A 19,180-nucleotide genomic window follows, 5' to 3' on the forward strand; every position below is an offset into this window, starting at 1 on the left:
GCACCTGCCGGGAGGCTGGCCTCTGTCTGCGAGGGGTGCGCGGGGCTTCGAGGCCTGGGCTTGCTTTCCGAGTCTGAGGCCGGCGGCGTAGCGGAGCGCCTGCCGGTGTCTGATTCCATGTCGAGGCAAAGGGTGTGCGTCAAACAAGCTAGCCGGATAAATACTCGGTCTCAGAATGCACCTCTGAATATGAAGAACCCCCCGCATCTGACGGTTCGCCGGATGCGGGGTGCGCACGCCCTGAATGTGCGTCACCTCTGCTCTGGTTATCTTATGGGCTTGCACTCGGCCCTGGGCTGCGCTTGGTGCCTCTTGGGAGGTGGGGGTTTTCTGTCGTGGTGTCAGTACACCCTGAATCCGCCTCGCTTGGAGTTGTACTCAAGAAAGCTGATCCATTCGTTCCACCAGGGGAATTCGGATAGATTTCTTCCCTGTCATGGGGTGCTGCTTCTCCCATGCGGTGAGCGCGTCGGTGATCTCTCGTTCGGTCACGAGCCAGCCGTCGTTGCTGAGGAGCTTGTAGGAGGCGATTCCTGGGTCTGGGGGCCCAGTCCGTGGTTGCCTGCACGGCGTCGAGGCAGGCGCGCTGGTCGTCTGTCAGGCGCTGCTGTGCGGCTTGGCGTTCGGGGCCGGCTGGGTGGTGGCTGGGTTGTCGGGGTGGTCGGTGAGGCTGTAGGCATCCAGGGTCAGCCAGGTGCGTCAGAGAAGTCCAGGCGCCTATGACAAGGGCTGCGCTCTCCACTGATGTTTGAGTCGGAAGCAGAGGCCGGTGCGTGTCCTCCTCGCAGGTGTCCCAGGCGGCGTCTTTGAGTTGCCCGAGGGTGCGGGCGGTGTTCGCCGGCGCTGGGCGTACCGGCGGCGCAGCTCTTCGACGCGGTCGGCGGCGTGCCGGGATGGCGGCTGTCTGGTGCCTCGTCGGGGTCGGTGGCGCTGTACATGTCGTAGCCCATTGGTCGAGTCTCCTGGGGTGTGTGGTGGCCGCAGGGGTGCTGGCTGCCCCGGCGGTGGGGGCAAGTGGGTTAGGCGCGGATGTGGTCGTAGGTGTCGCGGCCGACGAGGTAGCCGGACTTGGCTTTCCGTAGCACCTAAGAGCGCGTGCACGACGCCGCGCCTCGTGGTTCCGGCCAGGTCTCCTTCGGGCTTGTGTATCTGGCGACGGTGCTGAAGCTAGTCGAGGACGGCCTGCGCGTGCGTTCCTCGACGGCCTCGGTGAGCGTGATGCTCGCCGTGCGACGATCGATCTTGTAACTTTGCCGTCGGTGACCCGGGCTCAGGCAGTTGCGCCAGTGGCCCAGCAGACGAACGTGCAGGGCCATTTCCGCCTCGCTTCATGATGGTCACCTCCTCGGGGAGCATGATCGCGATGACTGGCTCGCCGTGGTCGCCGGGCCCGATCTCGACGACGAGGCGGGCGAGTTGGGGTGTGTGGGAGCGGCCGTCCTCGCTTGATGCGGTGGAGGGTCACGTGGGCGTGGGTTCCGGTGCTGCGGGTGATGGCGAGGCGGGATATGCGCAGGACGTCCCAGAGGCGTCCGGTCAGGTCCTGGTGGGTGTTCTGGCGGGTGTTGTCGGCGTCGGTCCAGGCGACGCAGTCCTGCCAGGCGGCGTGTGTGAAGGCGACGGGGACCCGGAATCCGGCCTCGTGGGCGAGGTGGCGCGGGGGCTCTCGACGAACAGGCCGTGGTCGATGGCGTCGGCGCGGGTCATCGCGTGGATGATGAACAAGCCGTCTGCTTGGGCCTGTTCCGGGGTGTAGTCATGGTCTGCCATGTGGGCGTTCCCTTCGAAGTTGGTTGCTTTGGTGTCTCGGGGGCGGCGCTGCCACGGCGCCGCCCCGGGTGGTGGGGGCTGGCTGGTTGCCGGTGCGCTGGGTGTGTGTGCCCGGCGGTCAGGTGCATCTCGACGAGGTGGGCGGCTTCGTCGGAGGTGAGGCCGAGGGTGTTGCCCTCGGCGTCGGCGCCGCCGGTGAACAGGGCGTGCCCGTAGTAGAGCTGGTGGGGCTGGCGGTGGAGGGCGTAGAGGCGGGTGGCGCCGAGGTTGGGTCCGGCCTCGTTGATCATGCCTTCGTCGTCGAGCCACATGGTGAGGGGCGTCGGTGATGCGGACGGCGTCGATGTGGTCGGCGTCGCAGGCCGCGTAGAGGATCTTGAGGTGGTCGGCGTCGTTGGCGGGCCAGTCGAGAAGGCGGAACTGTCCGTCGGTGCGGATGAGCAGCGCGAAGCCGGTCGGGATACGGGTGTTGGGCATGGCTTTCTCAAATGGGTTTGGGAGTGTGTCTTTGAGTGTCGTGGGGCTTTGGCCACAGAGCCTACCGACGAGATAAATGTACCGAACTTTCGCGATGCGCGAGGGGGTTTCGAGAGATTGCTGCGACGTGTTTCGCAGATGCCAGAGCTGGTACGCGAGGCGGGTAGGGGGCGCAGCGTGGGTGTGTCGGGGCCCCTGCGGCGCGTAGCGCCGTGGGCAAGGAGTCCCGGCAGCGCGGAGCGAGTGAGCGGGGCGCGGAGCGGCCCGGGAACGTCTGCCGGTCTCCGTCAGCGCGAGAGCGCGGGAGCGCTCGGTCCGGCGGCCGCGAGCGGCCGGCGGCACGCGGCCAGGCCGGTGCAGCGCGGAGCGCTGACGGCTGGCCGCGTGCCGGCGGCCGCGGAGCGGCCGGCGGCGCGGCCAGGCCGGTGCAGCGCGGGCGCTGCACCGGCCGTCCGACACCCACCGCGCCGCGCCCCCCACCCGCCCGGGAAAAGTGCAGTGGTGCGCCTGGTGTGGCCCGCAGCCGGCGGTGGTGGTGCGCCCGCTCGCGCCGCTGGGGCTCCCCGGTCAGGATCGTGTCGGCCCGCTGACACGGGGTGCCAGCGCCGATGGCGTTTCATGCGGCCATGGGCTCAGTGCACGCGACGGGGCTACTCCGGGCGGTGTGCCGACAGCGGTTACGCAGTCGGCCGGCTCGTACCGGTCCGGCCGTCGTAGACGGCGGCGACGATCTCCTGCGGCGCCGGCCGTCGGTCGCCGCTGAGGTAGCGGATGCCCTCCTCGGGGGCCTGCCCCGTCTCCCGGCCGATCGGGTGCCGGCGGTTCGCCGCGGTGCGCCAGCCCCATCGCTCGTCACACCAGTGCCGGCACCGGAGCTGTCGACGACAACACCACGGCCGCAGCCACGACATCGTCGGCCACCTGCGCCACCACAACGTCCTGCCGCTCGGCCAGGCCCTCAGCGCGAGAGCGCGGGGCCGGCCACCTCCTGAACGTACGACTGCAGGTGCCGGGAGCGCAGTTCGGTGACCGCCCTGGCATCGCCGCACGCCGCACCACACTGTAGCCCAGGCGCTCCGCGGCCTGCTCCAGCGACAGCCCCTCCTCGCCGGCGACCAGGTCGGCGATGCGGACGCCCCGCAGCCGCGGCACCACCCGCGCCGCGGTGGAGTAAGCAACGAGTTCGTCCCGCACCCGTGCAAGCGTCAACGCCGGATCGGTCTCCAGCAGTTCACCGACCCGGGCATCCAACTCGTCGCGGGGCACCATGTCGCCGCTGCCCTTGCCGGTGCGCACCCGCCACCTGGGCGCGCCTCCCGAAATGCGCGCAGGATCCGGCGCGGGCAGTGCCCACACCCTTCACGCTCACCAAGTGCCGGGCAATCCGCGGATCCTGCTTGTAGTGGTTCCACGTGTCCGGCGCCACGCCCAGGACCGCAGCCGCCTCGATCCGCTCCAGCAGGTCCTCGTCGTCGTCGCTGTCCGGCAGCGCCGGCACCGGGGCGCCGGCCAGGAACGCGGCCGTCTGCTCGCCGTCCCACAGCATCGTCTTCGCCCCCACCGGACTCACCGGCGCCCGGAAAGTCCGCTGCCGCGTACGGCTTGCGGTTGCGGAACGTCCCCAGCGCCAGGCCCCATTGCCTTGGCCAGATCGCAGAGTTCTGCATGAAGTCACGGCGGCCCGCGCGGATCATCACTTGCCCCGTCACATCGACGCCGCACTCGAGACATTGATGAGGCAGAGGAACGGCCGGCGCCCCACGACGCCATCAAAAGAAGGCTACGCAACTCACATCACACACGGCAAGAAACCACGGGCCCGACCACCCCACCCCCGCTACACTCGAACCCATCGCGCCTCGAGGTACTCCTTCAGGTGTGTGGTCTTGAAGGCCGGCGCTCCTGGCCACCCTGCCCCTGGCGGGATTGGGCGCCGGCCACCTTCATCGCTCCAGCCACGCCAGCAACTCACGCCGAGCCGCGCGCTCGGGGGAACCAGTGCAAACGTCGCGCTCCTGGGTGAAACGGCCCGTTAGTCGCAGTCGGTTGTTCCTGGAGGCATAGCTGGTGCCGTGCCAGGTGCTGCCGTGGCCGATCTGGAACCAGTAGATGCCACTGGTGCTGCGGTACAGGTGGAAGTACCCAGGCCGCTGTTGTAGCTGAGGTACAGCACCTTGCCGGGGATCGGTCGAGCCGCCGCCTTTCACCAGCCGGTCGTCGGCCTTGCCGAAGGTGTTCGGGCCGACCCGGCCATCGGCCTCGCCCCAGGAGTCGGCCAGGCCATTTCGGCTGTAGCCTGTTGCGGCGCGTTTGGTGTTCGCGCCGAAGTGGCCATCGACGTCGCCGAGGTCGAAGTAGGTGCTGTCGATCTCGGTGGCGTGGTTGGCCCACAGGATGGTCTGCCACAGGCAGACAGCGTTCGAGACGGATCGCTCAGTGGTGGAGATGGGGGCCCTCGTCGGCCCAGTCGCCGGCGTAGGCGTCGTACCCACGTACATAGCCGTCCGAGATCTTCGCCGAAGCCGGTGACGCGCTCATCGCCAGCGCGGCTGCGGTCAGCGCGCCGATTGCTGTCATCGCGCCACGGGATGCTGCTGTACTGAAGGCCCATGGATGTACCCCTCCAACTGTGGATGGCCCGATCGTGGTTGGTCCGCTGCCTGCGTCTTCAAACCGAAGGCCCGGTATCGGCAGGAGGCTTGGACTCTCGATGCGGGACAGAACTTGACGGAACCCAGAGACTCGAGAAATGCACTGCGCTTGTGCTTCCGTGGTGCGGTGGCGGACGCGTATACGGGCGGCCCATAGGGCGAATGCGGCGGCCAGCCGCTCCCCCTGGGGGCGAAGTTCCCCAGCCCCACTGAGCGGTGGAGACGAAAGCCTCCAGGCGCCTTCTGCAACCACGTGCACGGATGAACTTCTTCGGTCTCCGAGTGGCGTGACAGGCTGCAGGCCCTGGTGCCCGGCTTGGGCCTTTCCACCTGTCCCTGCGGGCTGGGGCTCGGCTGACTCCAGCGTCCGGCCTCGCCCTTTCAGCTCCCGTGGGCGATCAGGTGGCCCAGCTCGTGGCTGAACACCTGTCCTTGCTCACCCATCGGTGAGAGCTGATGCCGTAGTTCAGCCTTGGCACCGCTGGTGAAGTAGTTGTCCGAGAGGTTCGAGGCGTAGAGCCTCGTTCGGGGAAAGGCAGGCGTAGCCGCCTGCCCAGTCCTGGCCGGTGCCGTTGAAGAACCGAACAGGGAATGCTCCCCTTGTTCAGGATGGACGACGCGTTGTTGGTGTCTGCTCCTCGGAAGGGGCCGTTGCTGTTGCCCCAGTCGGAATCCCAGCTCTGAGGTGTAGCCCAGAGCACCCCGTGGCACTCCATGTCGTCGTAGGCGTACATGTAGCCGTACATTGCCGCCTCGTAGTTGTCGTTGCAGGCCCAGTTGTCGGCCTGTGCACTCGTCGCAGGGACGAGCACCCCCAGGCTCGCAAGGGCCCAGAGCAGCAAGCATCGCGGGCAGTCTGCGCATGGCGATTGGCCCTCTTCATTCGATGTGGTGTCACGTCTGCGGTGGTGCCGCAGAACCTGAGTAGTCCGTCTGCACGGGTAGTCCGGTGCTGGTCAGGGGTCCCGTCCCGGGGTGCGGTGATGCTCTGCGCGCGGGCCAGGGCGGCGAGCTTCATGCGCTGGTAGGTGGCCAGCTGGTCGCTGTAGTCCTGAAGCTTTGTGGCTCGGTACTCGCGTTCCAGAGCGCGCGGTGGTGCCCAGCGAGGTCTCCCTTCGAGCAGGTGGCCTCGGCCATGGCCAGCCTCCACCTCGGTGGCATGCGCCCGCCCGGCGCTCATACCCTGGGTCAGACCATCAAGGTCTTCGCGGATCTCGTCCGGCCAGGCGTAGCGGTGGCCGGTCTGGCGCATGCACCGCGACCAGGCTTTGACCGCGGTCACCAGGCGTTGGTCCTTGACCAGTTGTGGCACGTAGAGATCAGGCTGGTGGCGACCTTTGCTGGCGCGAAACCAGGTCGCCGCGTCGCCATACAGACGTGCTGCATCGGCCAGGCAGCCGGTGCTGGACGTGCTCACCGTGCCGCCCGCGGGCAGATCCACCGACAGCCGACCCCCTGCCCATGTCACCGTTCAGGGCCTGGGTGTAGCGGATGCGATCCGCCTGCGGCAGGGCGTTGGCGTAAGCGGCGTTCGGGTCCGCCAGGCGCGCCCGCTCGGCCTTCCTCGCCAGCTCGCCGTAGCCGTAGGTGCGCGCCCAGCCGACATCATCCAGAACAAAGCCCTGTCCCTGACGCTCCGCGACACTGGCCACCGGCACCGTCCAGTACCGGAACCCTGCCCTCCATGCACGCCTTGACCACGCACCGCCTCGGCACGCTCCACGCGCACGTCCTCAGCATCGGTCAGATCCCGCTCCCGTCCCCCGGCACTCTGGACAGCGAGATCCTTCCCGCCGAGCAGCCGCCGGCCGGTCACCGCTCGTAGCCGGCCAGAGTCAATACGGCTACGGCCGTGATCATGGCGGCTGAACAGGCAGCGGCCATCACCCGCCCTGTTGTCATACTCCCACGCGTGTTCAGCGACGCCGCCTTCGACCACGCCGTCGTGAACCCCGAGTGTCACGGATGTGAACTCCGAGCAGCCAGGGCTTTCAACGACACCTGAAAAGCCCAGCCCACACCCGAGGATGCGCATACTCCGCGCACACCCTGCAGACCTCAGCACGGCCGACGCGATACCCAGACTCCTACTCGAAGACCGTGCCCCGCTCCCCTTGCCCACCCCGGCGCCATACAGCGACGATGACGCCTGCCCCGACGCCCGCACCCGGTGTCGGGGAAGGGACGCTGACCATGCCACGGCGGCGCCCCGCGCCCGCCCCGCCCGCCCCAGGCCCAGAGCCCACCCCGCGTACCGGCGTCCAGTGAGCCTCCGTCCCCTGGTTGAGGGGGTACTTGAACTGGCGCCAACAGGAGGGGTCGCCCAGGGTACGGCGTGACTGCGCCTCAGCGTGTGGCTCCAGACGCACCCCGGAAGGCAGGGAGCTTTCACGCTGCCCGCACTTCCAGATGCCTGATCTTGCCGTCCGCGTCGAGGTGGGCGATGTCCTGGCCGGCGAGGGCGAAAACCTCTCCGGTGTTTCGGCGGCCAGCCACCGCCCAGGACGCGGCAAGCTCGTTGCCGCCCTGGGTGACCGTCCATACGATGCTTAAGCTCCGCCTTCCGGGTGAGGAAGCCCCGGAAGAAGTCAGCTACGCCGGTGGCCCAACGAGCACGCACAGCGAACACTCCCGGCCTACCGGCCAGGAGCCCCCTGGTCCAGGAGATATTGTCAAATCCTGTGGACTGATCGGACCGCCCAATGACCGGTCGGTCAAGCAAGCGGCTTGCGGTAACGGACGTACTCGTTCTGCCGCCGGAACCTCACATCTCGTAAAGATCGTAAGACGTGCGGGTTTGACGTGCCCGTGAACAGCCGAGCGGTCGTTGCACCCTGTCCGCGAAGGCTCCCGCAGCCCGTCCAGCAGCAGGGCCCTGGCTGAGGACGAGGTGGGTACCCACCTCGATCAGGCAGGCCATCCATACCTGGGGAAAGCTGGACTTGTCGGTCCTCGGCTGTTTCCGACGGCCGAAGGCGGCCCGGTCGCCGGGCTGTCGGCGACGTCAGCAGGTGCCGTCCACTGCGAGCAGCCGCAGCCCACGCCAGAAACAACCCGGTCTGGCCTCGGTGCCCATCGGGTTCGCGGTCGTTGCGAACAGCACCCGCAGCGGCTCCGGAGCCCAGGCGCTGGGTCATGTGTTCCCTGGCCTCACAGGCTGTTGCGCTCCATCCGCGTCCAAGATCCCAGCACCATCAGCGTCTTGGTCCCGGTGATGTTGCCCGCACGCCTGAGGCCGTCGATGACCTGCTGAGATGCTCGATGTCCCGACCCGCACCTGCACGAGCGCGTCCGGGTCGCCGGCGATCGTGAACATCGCCTGCACTTCGGGCACTTTGTAGGCCCGTGCGGACGATCTCGCCGACCGGGGTACCGCCGGTGCACGAGAGTTCTATGAACGCCTCGATGCTCCAACCAAGTTTGGTGTGGTCCACCTGCACCGTGAAGCCGGTGATCACACCTGTCTCGCGGGACCCATCGATGCGGCGCTTGACGGCGCGACGGACAGTCCGACCTCGGGCGCCATCTCGAGTACGTACGCCGTCCGTCCTTGTGGAGCATGTGACAGTTGCCTGTCGATGTCGTCGACCCTGGGCCATGACCAAATCCCTCCGCGGCACGAGCGAGCTGGCAAATCGGCAAGAGACTCAATATATTTGCGAGTTTGAGACTTACAGCCGCAATTTGCTGTGCTCCTGTTGTGGGGCGGGTTGCCGACCTGGGCACCTCGTTCGCCACGATGTGAGGTAGCCCGCGTGAGCACCGCCCCCAGCTTCCATCTCGCCCGGCGTCTCGCTTGACGACAAGTACGTGGCCCGCAGCGGCTCGCGTGCTGATCTCCGGAATCCAGGCATTGGTCCGACTCACGCTCGAGCAGCGGGTATTCTTGGACCAGACCCTAGGGCCTCACACGCAGGCGTTCGTCACCGGCTATCAGGGGTGCTCCGCTGGGCGGAGTAGATCGCGGGAAGATGGGGCGGGCCCGAGCGGTTCCTGGACGCCGCGGGTGTGGTCTTCCGGCCGGGGCTGAACGAGAGCTCGCAGGCCACCGCGGTGGCCGGGACGCAGATCGCTCGGCAAGGTGCCGGGCCGGCGCCACGAGGGCGTGACGGGCTTCTGGTACGGCAAGAACCCCGGCCTCGACCGTGCGGCGGACGCCATCCGGCATTCCACGGTCGCCGGGACCGCGACAAAGGGCGGCGCGGTGGCGTGGATCGGTGACGACCCGGGTGCCAAGTCCTCTACGGTGCCCAGTTCCCTGCGAGCCGATGTGCCAGAGCCTGTCGATGCCGCTGCTCGCCCCCAGCTGCGTCGCGGAGATCATCGAGTTCGGTCTCCACGCGGTGGCCATCTCCGGGTCAGCGGGTTGTGGACCGGCCTGAGAGACGTCGTGACATCGCCGACGCCACTCAGGTGATCGACCTGGATGCGGCGATCCTCGGATGCCGGATGTGACCCCGGTGCCCCCGCGGCACGCTCGCCCACTCTGGTCGGCCCCGCGTCCCTGGACGCCGAGCACGACATGCTGACACGACGGCTGGACGCGGCCCGCGCCTACGCCCGCCAAGCGGGCCTCGAACCGCGTCACGTTCAGCGCCTCACGGGCCACGCTGGGCCTGCTGGCATCGGGCGCCTCGTTCGCGGTGCTTCAGCGCCCTGAACGATCTCGGCATCGATGACGACGCCATGGAGCAGCTCGGCATCCGGTTGATCCGGCTGGGGATGCCCTTCCCGCTCGACGCGGAGGAGCTCGTCGCCATGACCGGCGACCTGGAGCAGGTCCTCGTCGTCGAGGACAAGGTGCCATTCCTGGAAGGCCACCTCAAGCAAGCGCTGTACCGCTCGGCCGATGCTCCAGTGGTCGTCGGGCGGCACGGTGAGGACGGCCGGCCGCTGCTCAGTGCCCGTGGCACCCTGAGCGCCGAGGAAGGGGTCACGCGGGCCCTGGTCCGGCGCATCGGTTCCGACCGGCTGCCGCAGCAGGCCGCGCGCCGTCTGGCCGACCTGGCGCCGGTCGCCCCCTGCCCGGATCGCACTGCCAACGGCGGCCCCCGTACCCCCTTCTTCTGTTCCGGCTGCCCGCACAGCGCCTCCCACTCGTACCGACGACAGCACCTTGGTGGGGGTCGGGATCGGCTGTCACGCCATGATCGCGCTGGACGGAGGCGGGCCTGCAGGTGGGCCTGACGCAGATGGGCGGCGAGGGGCGCAATGGCTCGGCCTGCAACCCTTCACCGACGACCGGCACTTCGTGCAGAACCTCGGCGACGGTACCTTCCACCACTCCGGGTCCCTTGCGATCCGGGCCGCGGTCGCCGCCGACGCCACCATGACGTACAAGCTGCTGTACAACGAGGCGGTCGCGATGACCGGCGGGCAGCAGGTGGAAGGCCGCCTCGCCATCCCCGACCTGACGCGCGGCTCGCCCTTGAAGGCGTGCGCAGGGTTGTCATCACTACGCCGGATCCCGGCAGTTACCGCGGGGTGCGTCTCGATCCGATCGCTTCGGTGCGCCATCGCGACGACCTGTCGAAGACGCGAGCGGGAACTGGCGGCCACCGAGGGGCGTCACCGTTCTGATCCACGACGACCGGTGTGCCGCTGAGGAGCGACGCCTGCGCAAAGCGCGGCCAATTGCCCGCGCCGGCCGAGAAGGTCGTGATCAATGAGCGGGTCTGCGAGGGCTGTGGTGACTGCGGTGACGTATCCACCTGTCTGTCGGTGCAGCCGGTGCACACCGAGTTCGGCCGCAAGACGCGCATTCACCAGTCGTCGTGCAACTCCGATCTGAGTTGCCTGAAGGGTGACTGCCCCTCCTTCCTGCTGGTCGAGCCGCTGCAGCTGGGAAGGGAGACCCACGGCAGGAGTCGCCACCGCTTCCCGTACAACTGGCCGCGCCGACGACCCGGTTGGACCGCGACCATGCCTCTGCTGCGGATGCCCGGCATCGGCGGAACCGGCGTGGTGACCATCTCCCAGATCCTGCAGATGGCCGCCCACCTCGACGGGCGCTATGCGGCCGGTCTTGAGCAGACGGGCTCTGGCGCAGAAGGGCGGGCCGGTCGTCAGCGACGTACGGATCTCCTCCGGGCCGGTGGACGGCTCAGTGCGCGCTTCTCGGGCGACGGCCGACGTCCTCGTCTGCTTCGACGCCCTGGGCGCCGCGTCCCAGGAGAACCTGAACTCGGCGCGCGCAGGACACACGGTGGCCGTCGTCAACACCGCCGTCGTCCCCACCGCGGCCATGGTCACCAACCAGGTCGTCGTGCCGGGCACCGCACAGGGACTCCACTGGAGCGCATCGAGGCGGTCACCCGGCCCTCCGACAACCTCTACCTGAACGCCCAGGACCTCGCCGAGCGGCTGTTCGGCGACCACATGCCCGCCAATATGGTCCTGGTCGGGGGCGGCGTTCCAGCACGGCTGTATCCCCTGACGGAACAGTCCATCGAGAAGGCGATCCCGCCTCAACGGGGCCGCCGTCGACAGAATCTGGCCGCCTTCGCCTGGGGCCGTGCCGCACGCTGGACCCGCAGGCCGTCGAGCGAGTCCCCTCGCGGCGCCCGACTCGCCCATGACGACGGTCATCACTCCCGAGGCGTGCGCTGGTCGCCCTCTGGACATCGGCGACGCCCTGCGCGAGATGCTCCTGCTGCGCACGGCCGACCTGATCGGCTACCAAGACGCCACCTACGCGGCCCGGCACACGGCCGATGTCGCCGACTGTGGCCGCCACGGCCCACCGCGCGGCAGGGCCGGACGCGGGTGAGCGCGTTGCCACTCGCCTACGCGCGCAGCCTGCACAAGCTCATGGCGTACAAGGACGAGTACGAGGTGGCGCGGCTGCATCTGGACACCGTGGAGAGGTCGAAGGTCGAGACCGAGTTCGGTGCCGGGGCGGACGTCTCCGTCCTGCTGCATCCGCCGCTGCTGCGGGCCCTCGGCATGCGGCGCAAGATCGTCTGCGTCGCACCGCGCCCGCCCTGTTCAGGCTCCTGTACCGGCTGCGTGCGGTGCGGGGCACCCGCCTGGATCCGTTCGGCTACGCAGGCGTGCGGCGCGAGGAGCGTGCCCTGGTCGCGGAGTTCCCGGTGCTCGTCCGCCAGGCACTGACCGCTCTGACGCGGGACAACGCCGACGCCGTGAAGTCGCTGATCGAGCTCGCCGACGAGATCCGCGGCTACGAGGACATCAAGCTGGCCCGCATCGCGGAGTTCCGAGCCCAGGCCCACGAGACCCGGGCCGCGCTGGTCTCTCCGACGACGGTGATCCGCCTGACGCGGCACACCGCACGCGTGACACCGCACACACACCACGCCACTTCGCGTGCCACCGCACCGCACCAGGAGCCCCGCCATGCCTGTCGATCGCTTGCTCCCCCACGTCCCAGGCGCACGATCTCATCGACCTCGTCCGGGATATCGCCGACAAGGAACTCGCTCCCCGTGTCGACCAGCACGAGCGCGAACACCGTTACCCCGAAGGCCTTTTCACCCTGCTCGGCCGCGCCGGCCTGCTAGGGACTCCTACCGTGGAGTGCGGCGGCGGGGGCCCAACCCTACGAGGTGTACCTCCAGGTCCTGGAGGGAGCTGGCGGCGCGGTGGGCCTCCGTCGCGGTCGCCGTCAGCGTCCACACCCTGGCCGCTTTCCCGCTCATGCGCTTCGGCACCCCGGCCCAACGCGAGCGCTGGTCGCAGGCCGTGCTGAACGGCGAACTGATCGGCGGATACAGCCTGATCGGAACCGCACGCCGGATCGGACGCCGCCGCCCTGCTCTGCCGCGCCGAGCACACCCCCGGACGGCTACCGCATCAACGGAGCCAAGGCCTGGATCACCCATGGCGGCAAGGCGGACTTCTACGCCCTGTTCGCCCGTACCGCGCCGGGCAAGGACGGCATCTCCTGCTTCTTGACACCCGGCGCCACAGAAGGCCTCAGCTTCGGCCGGCCCGAGGACAAGATGGGCCTCAACGCCGTGCCCACGACCACCGCACACTGGGACGGGGCGCTGCTGACGACGGACCGGCTGCTCGGCGCGGAGGGCCAGGGACTGCCGATCGCGTTCGCCGCGCTGGACTCGGGCCGTCTGGGAGTCGCCGCCTGCGCGACGGGTCTTGCGCAGGCCGCGCTGGACGCCGCGGTCGACTACGCCAACGAACGCACCGCCTTCGGGCGCCGCATCGTCGACCACCAGGGACTGGGCTTCTTGCTCGCCGACATGGCGGCGGCCGTCGACTCCCGCGCGCGCCACCTACCTCGATGCGGCGCGGCGCCGCGACCAGGAACTGCCCTACGGCCGGCAGGCGAGCGTCGCCAAGCTGGTCGCGACGGACGCTGCCGCGAGGGGTCACCACCGACGCGGTGCAGGTGTTCGGCGGCTACGGCTACACCCGCGACTTCCCGGTGGAGCGGTACATGCGCGAAGCCAAGATCATGCAGATCTTCGAAGGCACCAACCAGATCCAGCGCCTTGTCATTGGCCGTTCCCTAGCACGCTGAGCAGGCAGAGAACGGGCGGAGCGCAGAACGTCCGACTTCGTGCAATCAGAACCGACTTCGACGCCCCCGGTTCGTGCGTCGGAACGAACCGGAAGGGACCGTTGCGCTCCTAAGGTCAGGGACCGGCAGGCGTTCACAAGGAGATGACCATGCAGACACTGTTGCGAGGCGGCCGCGTCATCAATCCCGCCGAGGGATTCGACGGGGCGGCCGACGTACTCGTCACCGACGGAAAGATCTCTGCCGTCGGGCCCGGCCTCGATACACCACCGGACGCCACCGTCATCGATGTCACGGGCCTCATCATCGGCCCGGGCTTCGTCGACCTGCACAGTCACGTGCACTCGATCGCCGGACACCGGTTGCAGGCCATGGACGGGGTGACCACCGCGCTCGACCTGGAAGCCGGGCTGATGCCCATCGAGCGTGCCTACGCCGAGGCCGCCGCGGCGGGACGGCCACTGCACTTCGGCTTCTCCGCGTCCTGGGGCGGAGCCCGGGCCCAGTGCTTGCCGGCATCGCCCCCCGACGCCCGGATGAGTCCGGCCTCGCGGTGCTCGGCAACCCGCGCTGGCAGCGCTCCTCCTCCCCGCGCGAACTGGCCTCCTGGCTCTCCCTGTTGGAGACCGAACTCGCCGGCGGCGCGCTGGGGATCGGCGTCCTGATGGGTTACGCGCCCGGGACCGACCCCTCGCCGAGTTCCTGGCTGTCGCACGCCTGGCGGCCAAGGCCGGTGTACCGACGTTCACCCACGTCCGCGAACTGGTCGAGATGGACCCGGCCACCCCCCATCGACGGGTCCACCGAGATCGCGCTGTCGCGGCGGCGGAGACCGGCGCCGCCATGCACCACTGCCACGTCAACAGCACGTCCGGGCGCCACGTCGACCGGGTCCTCGGCACGCTCGAGGAGTCGCAGCGGTCCGGTTCGCGGGTGACGGTGGAGGCCTACCCGTACGGGGCGGGCAGCACGCGCCGTCGGCGCGGCGTTCATCGCGCCGGAGCGGCTGCGGCTCAAGGGTCTCGGCCCCAGCAGCGTCATCATGGTCGAGACCGGCGAGCGGATCGCCGACGCGGCCCGTCTGCGGCAGCTGCGCGCCCAAGACCCGGGCGCACCCTGTCTGCTGGAGTTCCTCGACGAGGACGAGCCGCGCGATCTGGAGCTGATGCGGCAGGCACTCGCCTACCCCCGACGCCGTCGTCGCCAGCGATGCGATGCCCGTCTACTGGCCGGACGGCAGCCACGACAGCACCCAGTGGCCCTTGCCGCCCGGCGGCACTACTCACCCGCGCACGGCCGGCACCTTCGCCAAGACGCTGCGCCTGATGGTGCGCGAGAGCGGCGCTCTGGACCTGGGCCGAGGCGTTCCGCCGCTGCTCCTTCCTGCCCGCCCGGATCCTCGACGACGTCGCACCGGCCGCCCGCGCGAAGGGCCACCTGAGCGTCGGCGCCGACGCCGACCTCGTCGCCCTGGACCCGGCGGCGGTGACGGACACCGCCACCTACGCCGATCCCACACGCCCGTCCCTCGGGATCCGCCATCTGTACGTCGCGGGACAGCCCGTCGTCACGGACGGCACCCTGCAGACGGACGCCCTGCCCGGACGGCCGCTGCGAGGCGAGCCCCGATGACAGCACCGGACCTGGACGCTCTGCTCGCCGACATCGAGACCCTGGTGCGCTGCGAGTCACCGTCCGACGACCATCAGGCCCCTGCGCGCAGCGCCGACGCGGTGACCGCAATCGGGCGTCGCCTGCTGGGCGTTGAGCCCGAGCGTCTCGTCACGGACGGGTGCCCGCATCTGCGGTGGCGCTTCGGCAACGGGCCCTCGCGCGCCCTGCTGCTCGGGCATCACGACACGGTGTGGCCGCTGGGGACACTGGACACTCCACCCCTACCCGTGCGCGACGGCGTACTGCGCGGCCCGGGCTGCTTCGACATGAAGGCGGGCGTGGTGATGGCGCTGCACGCCGCCGCGGCGCTGCCCGACCGCGACGGGCTGACCATCCTGATCACCGGCGACGAGGAGATCGGCTCACCCGGTTCGCGCGAGCTGATCGAGGAGGCGGCCCGCGGCTGTGAGGCGGTCCTCGTCCTGAGGCGTCCGCCGACGGCGGGGCGCTGAAGTGCCGCCGCAAGGGTGTCTCGCTCTACCGGATCGAGGTCGAGGGCCACGCCGCACACGCCGGCCTGGAGCCGGACAAGGGCATCAACGCGGGCATCGAACTCGCCCACCACGTCCTCGCCACGGCCGAGCTCGCCGACTCCGCACGCGGCACCACGGTCGTACCCACGGCGTCGACCGCCGGTACGACGGCCAACACCGTCCCGGCCACCGCCCAGGTGGCCGTGGACGTGCGGGCCTGGGACCGGGCCGAGCAGGAGCGGGTCGATGGGGCCGTGCGCGCACTGCGCCCCGTACTGCCAGGTGCGGGCCTGCGCGTCACCGGCGGCATCAACCGTCCGCCCTCTGGACGCGGCGGCCTCGACGGACCTGTTCGCTCTCACCGAGTCGCTCGCGGAAGACCTGAACATCGGACCGCTGACCGCCGCGAGCGTCGGCGGCGCATCGGACGGCAACTTCACCGCCGGCCTGGGCGTTGCGACCCTGGACGGCCTGGGCGCGGTGGGTGGAGGCGCACACGCCGACACCGAACACGTCGTGGTCGCCGAACTCACGCCACGCACGCAGCTGTTGACCGCTCGCTCGGACGCTGCTGGCCCGCCACCACCGTGCGGGCGAAGCTGGACAGCCGGCTCGTGTTCCTTCGGAGAGCCCTGCGTACCCCCCGCGCACGAGGTGACACGGTGACCAAGCTGACGGCCGACACCCCGAGCGCGCCCTGCCCGCACTGCAACACGAGGCGGACCAGTGACGCGGGCTGCGGCAGCCTCGGCCTCCCGCGTGACTGGTCCGTGAGCTCGCCGACGTAGCCGAACTCAACGCTGTCAGCGCCCTGTTCCAGTCGATCTGGCAGCCGGACGGCGGCAGCCGACCGGTCCCGACCGAGCTGCTGCGCGCCATGACCACCACGGGCAACTACGTGGCCGGCGCGTTCGACGGGCAGCAACTCCTGGGCGCCTGCTTCGGGCCTTCGGCACACCCGCCCACGGGCAGCCCGCACAGCCACATCGCGGGCGTCACCCCCAGCGGCCTCGGTCGCGGACTCGGCTTCGCCCTCAAACCCATCAACGCGCTCTGGGCCCTGCGCCGCCACACCCACACGATCTCCTGGACGTCTCGACCCGCTGGCGTGCCGCAACGCCCACTTCAACCTGACTAAACCGGCGCCCGCCCGGCACGCTATCTGCCGACGACTACTACGGCCCCATGAACGACAGCATCAACGGCGCCTCCGCGACGGACCGGCTACTGGTCAACTGGGAACTCGCCGGTGACACCGCCCAGACGCGCGCCGCGGCGAACCCCAGCGCCGCGCCGACGCGCGACCGACAGCTGCGCGCGAGGGCGCCGGGCTCGCGCTGTCGATCGCGGCGGACGGCAGTCCTGTCGCGGGCCGGGCGACGCGCTCCCTGCTGCTCGTCGCGGTACCGCCCGACATCGAAGCACTCCGCAAGAGCGATCCTGCGCTCGGCCTCTCGTGGCGCATCGCGCTCAGGGAGACCCTGCTCGGCCTGCTGGAGGACGGCGCCATCGGTCACCGGATTCGACCGCGCCGGCTGGTACGCACTCGAAAGGAAGCACGCGTCATGAAGCTCAGTGGGAGTGGAACTCCTGCGGGGTCCAGATGCCGTTGGTGGCACCGTTTCGACCTCGTTCGGTACCCAGCACGCACGGACCTGCTGCTGGTCCGGGTGGTGACACCGGCCGGTGAGGGCTGGGGTGAGTGTGTCGCGCTGGCTCGACCCCCACTACCGTCCGAGTACGTCGACGGCGCCGAGCACATCCTGCGCGACTACCGTTCCTGCCCTGATGCGGGCCGAGGAGGTGACTGCTCACCGTGTCGCCTCCCTGCTCGCCCCCGTCAAGGGACACCGGATGGCCAAGGCAGCCATGGAGATGGCCGTCCTCGACGCCGAACTGCGCGCGAGCGGCACCTCCTTCGCCACCGCGCTGATCCACCAAGGACTCGGTGGCGTGCGGGTGTCGGTCGAGCATCATGGACTCCGTCCCGCAGCTGCTTGACGTCGTCGGCCCTACCTCGGCGCGGGGTACTCCGGATCAAGCTGAAGATCGCGCCCGGCTGGGACGTCGAGCCGGTGCGCGCGGTCCGCGAACGCTTCGGCGACGACATCCTGCTGCAAGTCGACGCCAACACCGCGTACACGCTCGCGGACGTCTCCCAGCTGCAGCGGCTCGACCCGTTCGGACTGCTGCTGACCGAGCAGCCGCTCTGAAGAGGAGGACGGCCCGCGGCCACGCCGAACTGGCCCGGCACATCACCACCCCGGTGTGCGCTGGACGAGTCGATCGTCTCGCGCGCGCTCGGCCGCCGACGCGATCGCCCTCGGCGCCTGCCGCATCGTGAACATCAAGCCCGGCCGGGTCGGCGGCTACCTGAGGCCTCGGCGTGCACGACGTGTGCGCGGCCCACGGCGTGCCGGTGTGGTGCGCGGCATGTTGGAGACCGGTCTCGGCCGCCGCCAACGTGGCGCTCGCCTCGCTGCCCGGGTTCACGCTGCCAGGTGACACCTCGGCATCGAACCGCTTCTACCGCACCGACATCACCGAACCCTTCGTCCTGGACTCCGGCCACCTGCCCGTGCCGACTGGGCTCCCGGTCTCGGCGTCACCCCCGATCCCGGAGGCCCTGGCCGAGCGACCGTGGACAAGGCCTGGCTGACGTCATAACGCCGTGAGAAGCTCTGAGCCCATGCCTGCAAAGCCCCGCGGAGTCTCGGGCCCGGTACTGACGCTCTCGGTGACGTACTACTGCGGCCGCTGGCGGGGATGCAGTACCCGCGCCCGCTCCTTGAAGCCGTCGTCATCCACGACCCTCTGGACACTTGCGAGTTCCCCCGCCCATGCCATGGTCCTCGGCGTGGGCGTGCGAGATCCGGACGACATCATCGAGCTGCTGCACGACTACGGCCGACGGGACGCGGCCGCGCTGGTGGTCCGGCAGCCGGCCGAGGCCACACCCGACGTCGTACACGCGGTGCAGGAGTCGGGTGTCAGCCTGCTCGCACTGGCCGCCGGGGCCTCGTGGAACCAGCTTGCCGCCATGCTGCGCACGCTCCTTGCCGAGGACGACATCAGCGAGGCACAACAGCAGACCCTCGACGGACTGCCGGCTGGAGACCTGTTCGCCGTCGCCAACGCGGTGTCCGCGCTTGTCGACGCGCCGGTGACCATCGAGGACAGGGCCTCGCGCGTACTCGCCTTCTCCGGCAGGCAGGACGAGGCGGACCAGTCCCGGGTGCGAACGATCCTCGGACGCCAGGTGCCCGAGCAGTTCACCCGCGGCCTGGAACGCACCGGAATCTTCGAACGGCTCTACCGCGACCCGGACCCGGTCTACATCGACCCCCGCACCCAGGGCTTCGAGGTGGACATGCCCTGGGTCGCTGTCGCCGTCCGCGCGGGCAGCGAGATCCTTGGCTCCATCTGGGCGGCCGTCCCCGGCCCCCCACCCCGGAACGCACCTGCCCTCACCGACGCCGCCAAGGTCGTCGCCCTGCACATGCTCCGGCTGCGCGCGGGCGCCGACGTCGAACGCCGAGTGCGCACCGACCTTGTGAGCACCGCCCTGCAAGGAGGCATCCGCTCCCGCAGCGATCACCCGGCTCGGGCTCCTCGACGGCCCGTAACCGTACTGG

Annotated in this window: 18 protein-coding genes and 5 pseudogenes; 13 read left to right on the forward strand and 10 right to left on the reverse strand. The window is 69.6% G+C overall.

All coding sequences use genetic code 11. The features are described from left to right. Window positions 1-1,167: 1,167 nt before the first annotated feature. The 7 genes and pseudogenes from RBJ77_RS02010 to RBJ77_RS02040 all read right to left on the reverse strand — a co-directional run. A pseudogene (locus RBJ77_RS02010) lies at window positions 1,168-1,419 on the reverse strand (hypothetical protein); the annotation flags it as partial. 284 nt (window positions 1,420-1,703) lie between these two features. Continuing rightward, entirely contained in the window at window positions 1,704-2,303 is a 600-nt protein-coding gene (locus RBJ77_RS02015) for a DUF3846 domain-containing protein (RefSeq protein ID WP_372343386.1), read from the reverse strand. A 796-nt stretch (window positions 2,304-3,099) separates the two neighbouring features. After that, complete coding sequence (locus tag RBJ77_RS02020) at window positions 3,100-3,543, reverse strand: hypothetical protein (RefSeq protein ID WP_372343387.1); 444 nt, start codon at window positions 3,541-3,543, stop codon at window positions 3,100-3,102. After that, a complete protein-coding gene (locus RBJ77_RS02025; RefSeq protein ID WP_372343388.1) occupies window positions 3,479-3,808 on the reverse strand; it encodes a hypothetical protein in 330 nt (109 codons plus the stop codon). Before RBJ77_RS02025 ends, RBJ77_RS02020 begins: the two co-directional genes overlap by 65 nt. Window positions 3,809-4,190: 382 nt before the next feature. Then, entirely contained in the window at window positions 4,191-4,739 is a 549-nt protein-coding gene (locus RBJ77_RS02030) for a peptidoglycan-binding protein (RefSeq protein WP_372343389.1), read from the reverse strand. Beyond that, entirely contained in the window at window positions 4,681-4,824 is a 144-nt protein-coding gene (locus RBJ77_RS02035) for a hypothetical protein (protein WP_372343390.1), read from the reverse strand. The genes RBJ77_RS02030 and RBJ77_RS02035 overlap by 59 nt, the downstream gene beginning before the upstream one ends. A gap of 1,393 nt (window positions 4,825-6,217) precedes the next feature. Further along, window positions 6,218-6,550 (reverse strand): hypothetical protein, encoded by a 333-nt coding sequence (locus RBJ77_RS02040; protein WP_372343391.1) that lies wholly within the window; start codon window positions 6,548-6,550, stop codon window positions 6,218-6,220. Between the two features lie 32 nt (window positions 6,551-6,582). Between RBJ77_RS02040 and RBJ77_RS02045 the strand changes: the two genes are divergently transcribed. Further along, window positions 6,583-6,723 (forward strand): hypothetical protein, encoded by a 141-nt coding sequence (locus RBJ77_RS02045; RefSeq protein WP_372343392.1) that lies wholly within the window; start codon window positions 6,583-6,585, stop codon window positions 6,721-6,723. 889 nt (window positions 6,724-7,612) lie between these two features. On the opposite strand, the pseudogene RBJ77_RS02050 reads toward RBJ77_RS02045, so the two are convergent. Further along, window positions 7,613-7,775: pseudogene (locus RBJ77_RS02050) on the reverse strand (GNAT family N-acetyltransferase); the annotation flags it as partial. A gap of 1,809 nt (window positions 7,776-9,584) precedes the next feature. Between RBJ77_RS02050 and RBJ77_RS02055 the strand changes: the two are divergent. The 6 genes and pseudogenes from RBJ77_RS02055 to RBJ77_RS02080 all read left to right on the forward strand — a co-directional run bounded on the left by RBJ77_RS02055 (window position 9,585) and on the right by RBJ77_RS02080 (window position 14,063). After that, window positions 9,585-10,085, forward strand: coding sequence for a hypothetical protein (locus RBJ77_RS02055; RefSeq protein ID WP_372343393.1), 501 nt, complete (start codon window positions 9,585-9,587; stop codon window positions 10,083-10,085). 838 nt (window positions 10,086-10,923) lie between these two features. Then, window positions 10,924-11,238: a 2-oxoacid:acceptor oxidoreductase family protein gene (locus RBJ77_RS02060; protein ID WP_372343394.1), complete on the forward strand. Its 315-nt coding sequence runs from the start codon at window positions 10,924-10,926 to the stop codon at window positions 11,236-11,238. Between the two features lie 234 nt (window positions 11,239-11,472). Then, a complete protein-coding gene (locus RBJ77_RS02065; RefSeq protein ID WP_372343395.1) occupies window positions 11,473-11,667 on the forward strand; it encodes a hypothetical protein in 195 nt (64 codons plus the stop codon). Between the two features lie 41 nt (window positions 11,668-11,708). Next, window positions 11,709-12,067, forward strand: a pseudogene (locus RBJ77_RS02070) (DUF6537 domain-containing protein); the annotation flags it as partial. 187 nt (window positions 12,068-12,254) lie between these two features. Continuing rightward, a pseudogene (locus RBJ77_RS02075) lies at window positions 12,255-13,398 on the forward strand (acyl-CoA dehydrogenase family protein). 149 nt (window positions 13,399-13,547) lie between these two features. Then, the gene (locus RBJ77_RS02080; protein ID WP_372343396.1) at window positions 13,548-14,063 is read left to right on the forward strand and encodes a hypothetical protein; all 516 of its coding nucleotides are present in this window, start codon (window positions 13,548-13,550) and stop codon (window positions 14,061-14,063) included. A 4-nt stretch (window positions 14,064-14,067) separates the two neighbouring features. Here the strand turns inward: RBJ77_RS02080 and RBJ77_RS02085 are convergent, their stop codons facing one another. After that, complete coding sequence (locus tag RBJ77_RS02085; RefSeq protein WP_372343397.1) at window positions 14,068-14,442, reverse strand: hypothetical protein; 375 nt, start codon at window positions 14,440-14,442, stop codon at window positions 14,068-14,070. Window positions 14,443-14,793: 351 nt separating this feature from the next. On the opposite strand from RBJ77_RS02085, the gene RBJ77_RS02090 reads away from it, so the two are divergent. From RBJ77_RS02090 to RBJ77_RS02115, 6 genes and pseudogenes are all read left to right on the forward strand, one after another. After that, a complete protein-coding gene (locus RBJ77_RS02090; RefSeq protein ID WP_372343413.1) occupies window positions 14,794-15,030 on the forward strand; it encodes a hypothetical protein in 237 nt (78 codons plus the stop codon). After that, a pseudogene (locus RBJ77_RS02095) lies at window positions 15,027-16,211 on the forward strand (M20 family metallopeptidase). Before RBJ77_RS02090 ends, RBJ77_RS02095 begins: the two are co-directional and overlap by 4 nt. Window positions 16,212-16,422: 211 nt before the next feature. After that, window positions 16,423-16,683, forward strand: a complete 261-nt coding sequence (locus RBJ77_RS02100) for a hypothetical protein (RefSeq protein ID WP_372343398.1) — start codon at window positions 16,423-16,425, stop codon at window positions 16,681-16,683. A 665-nt stretch (window positions 16,684-17,348) separates the two neighbouring features. Continuing rightward, window positions 17,349-17,546, forward strand: a complete 198-nt coding sequence (locus RBJ77_RS02105; RefSeq protein ID WP_372343399.1) for a hypothetical protein — start codon at window positions 17,349-17,351, stop codon at window positions 17,544-17,546. After that, window positions 17,543-17,758: an enolase C-terminal domain-like protein gene (locus RBJ77_RS02110; protein WP_372343400.1), complete on the forward strand. Its 216-nt coding sequence runs from the start codon at window positions 17,543-17,545 to the stop codon at window positions 17,756-17,758. The genes RBJ77_RS02105 and RBJ77_RS02110 overlap by 4 nt, the downstream gene beginning before the upstream one ends. A 206-nt stretch (window positions 17,759-17,964) precedes the next feature. Next, entirely contained in the window at window positions 17,965-18,204 is a 240-nt protein-coding gene (locus RBJ77_RS02115) for a hypothetical protein (RefSeq protein WP_372343401.1), read from the forward strand. A gap of 141 nt (window positions 18,205-18,345) precedes the next feature. On the opposite strand, the gene RBJ77_RS02120 is transcribed toward RBJ77_RS02115, so the two are convergent. Then, window positions 18,346-19,143 carry a hypothetical protein gene (locus RBJ77_RS02120; RefSeq protein ID WP_372343402.1) on the reverse strand — a complete coding sequence of 266 codons (798 nt, stop codon included), beginning with the start codon at window positions 19,141-19,143 and terminating at the stop codon, window positions 18,346-18,348. Window positions 19,144-19,180 lie beyond the last annotated feature (37 nt).

Origin of the sequence: Streptomyces sp. KL116D, from assembly GCF_030766975.1 — a bacterium.
Taxonomy (GTDB): Bacteria; Actinomycetota; Actinomycetes; order Streptomycetales; family Streptomycetaceae; genus Streptomyces; species Streptomyces longispororuber_A.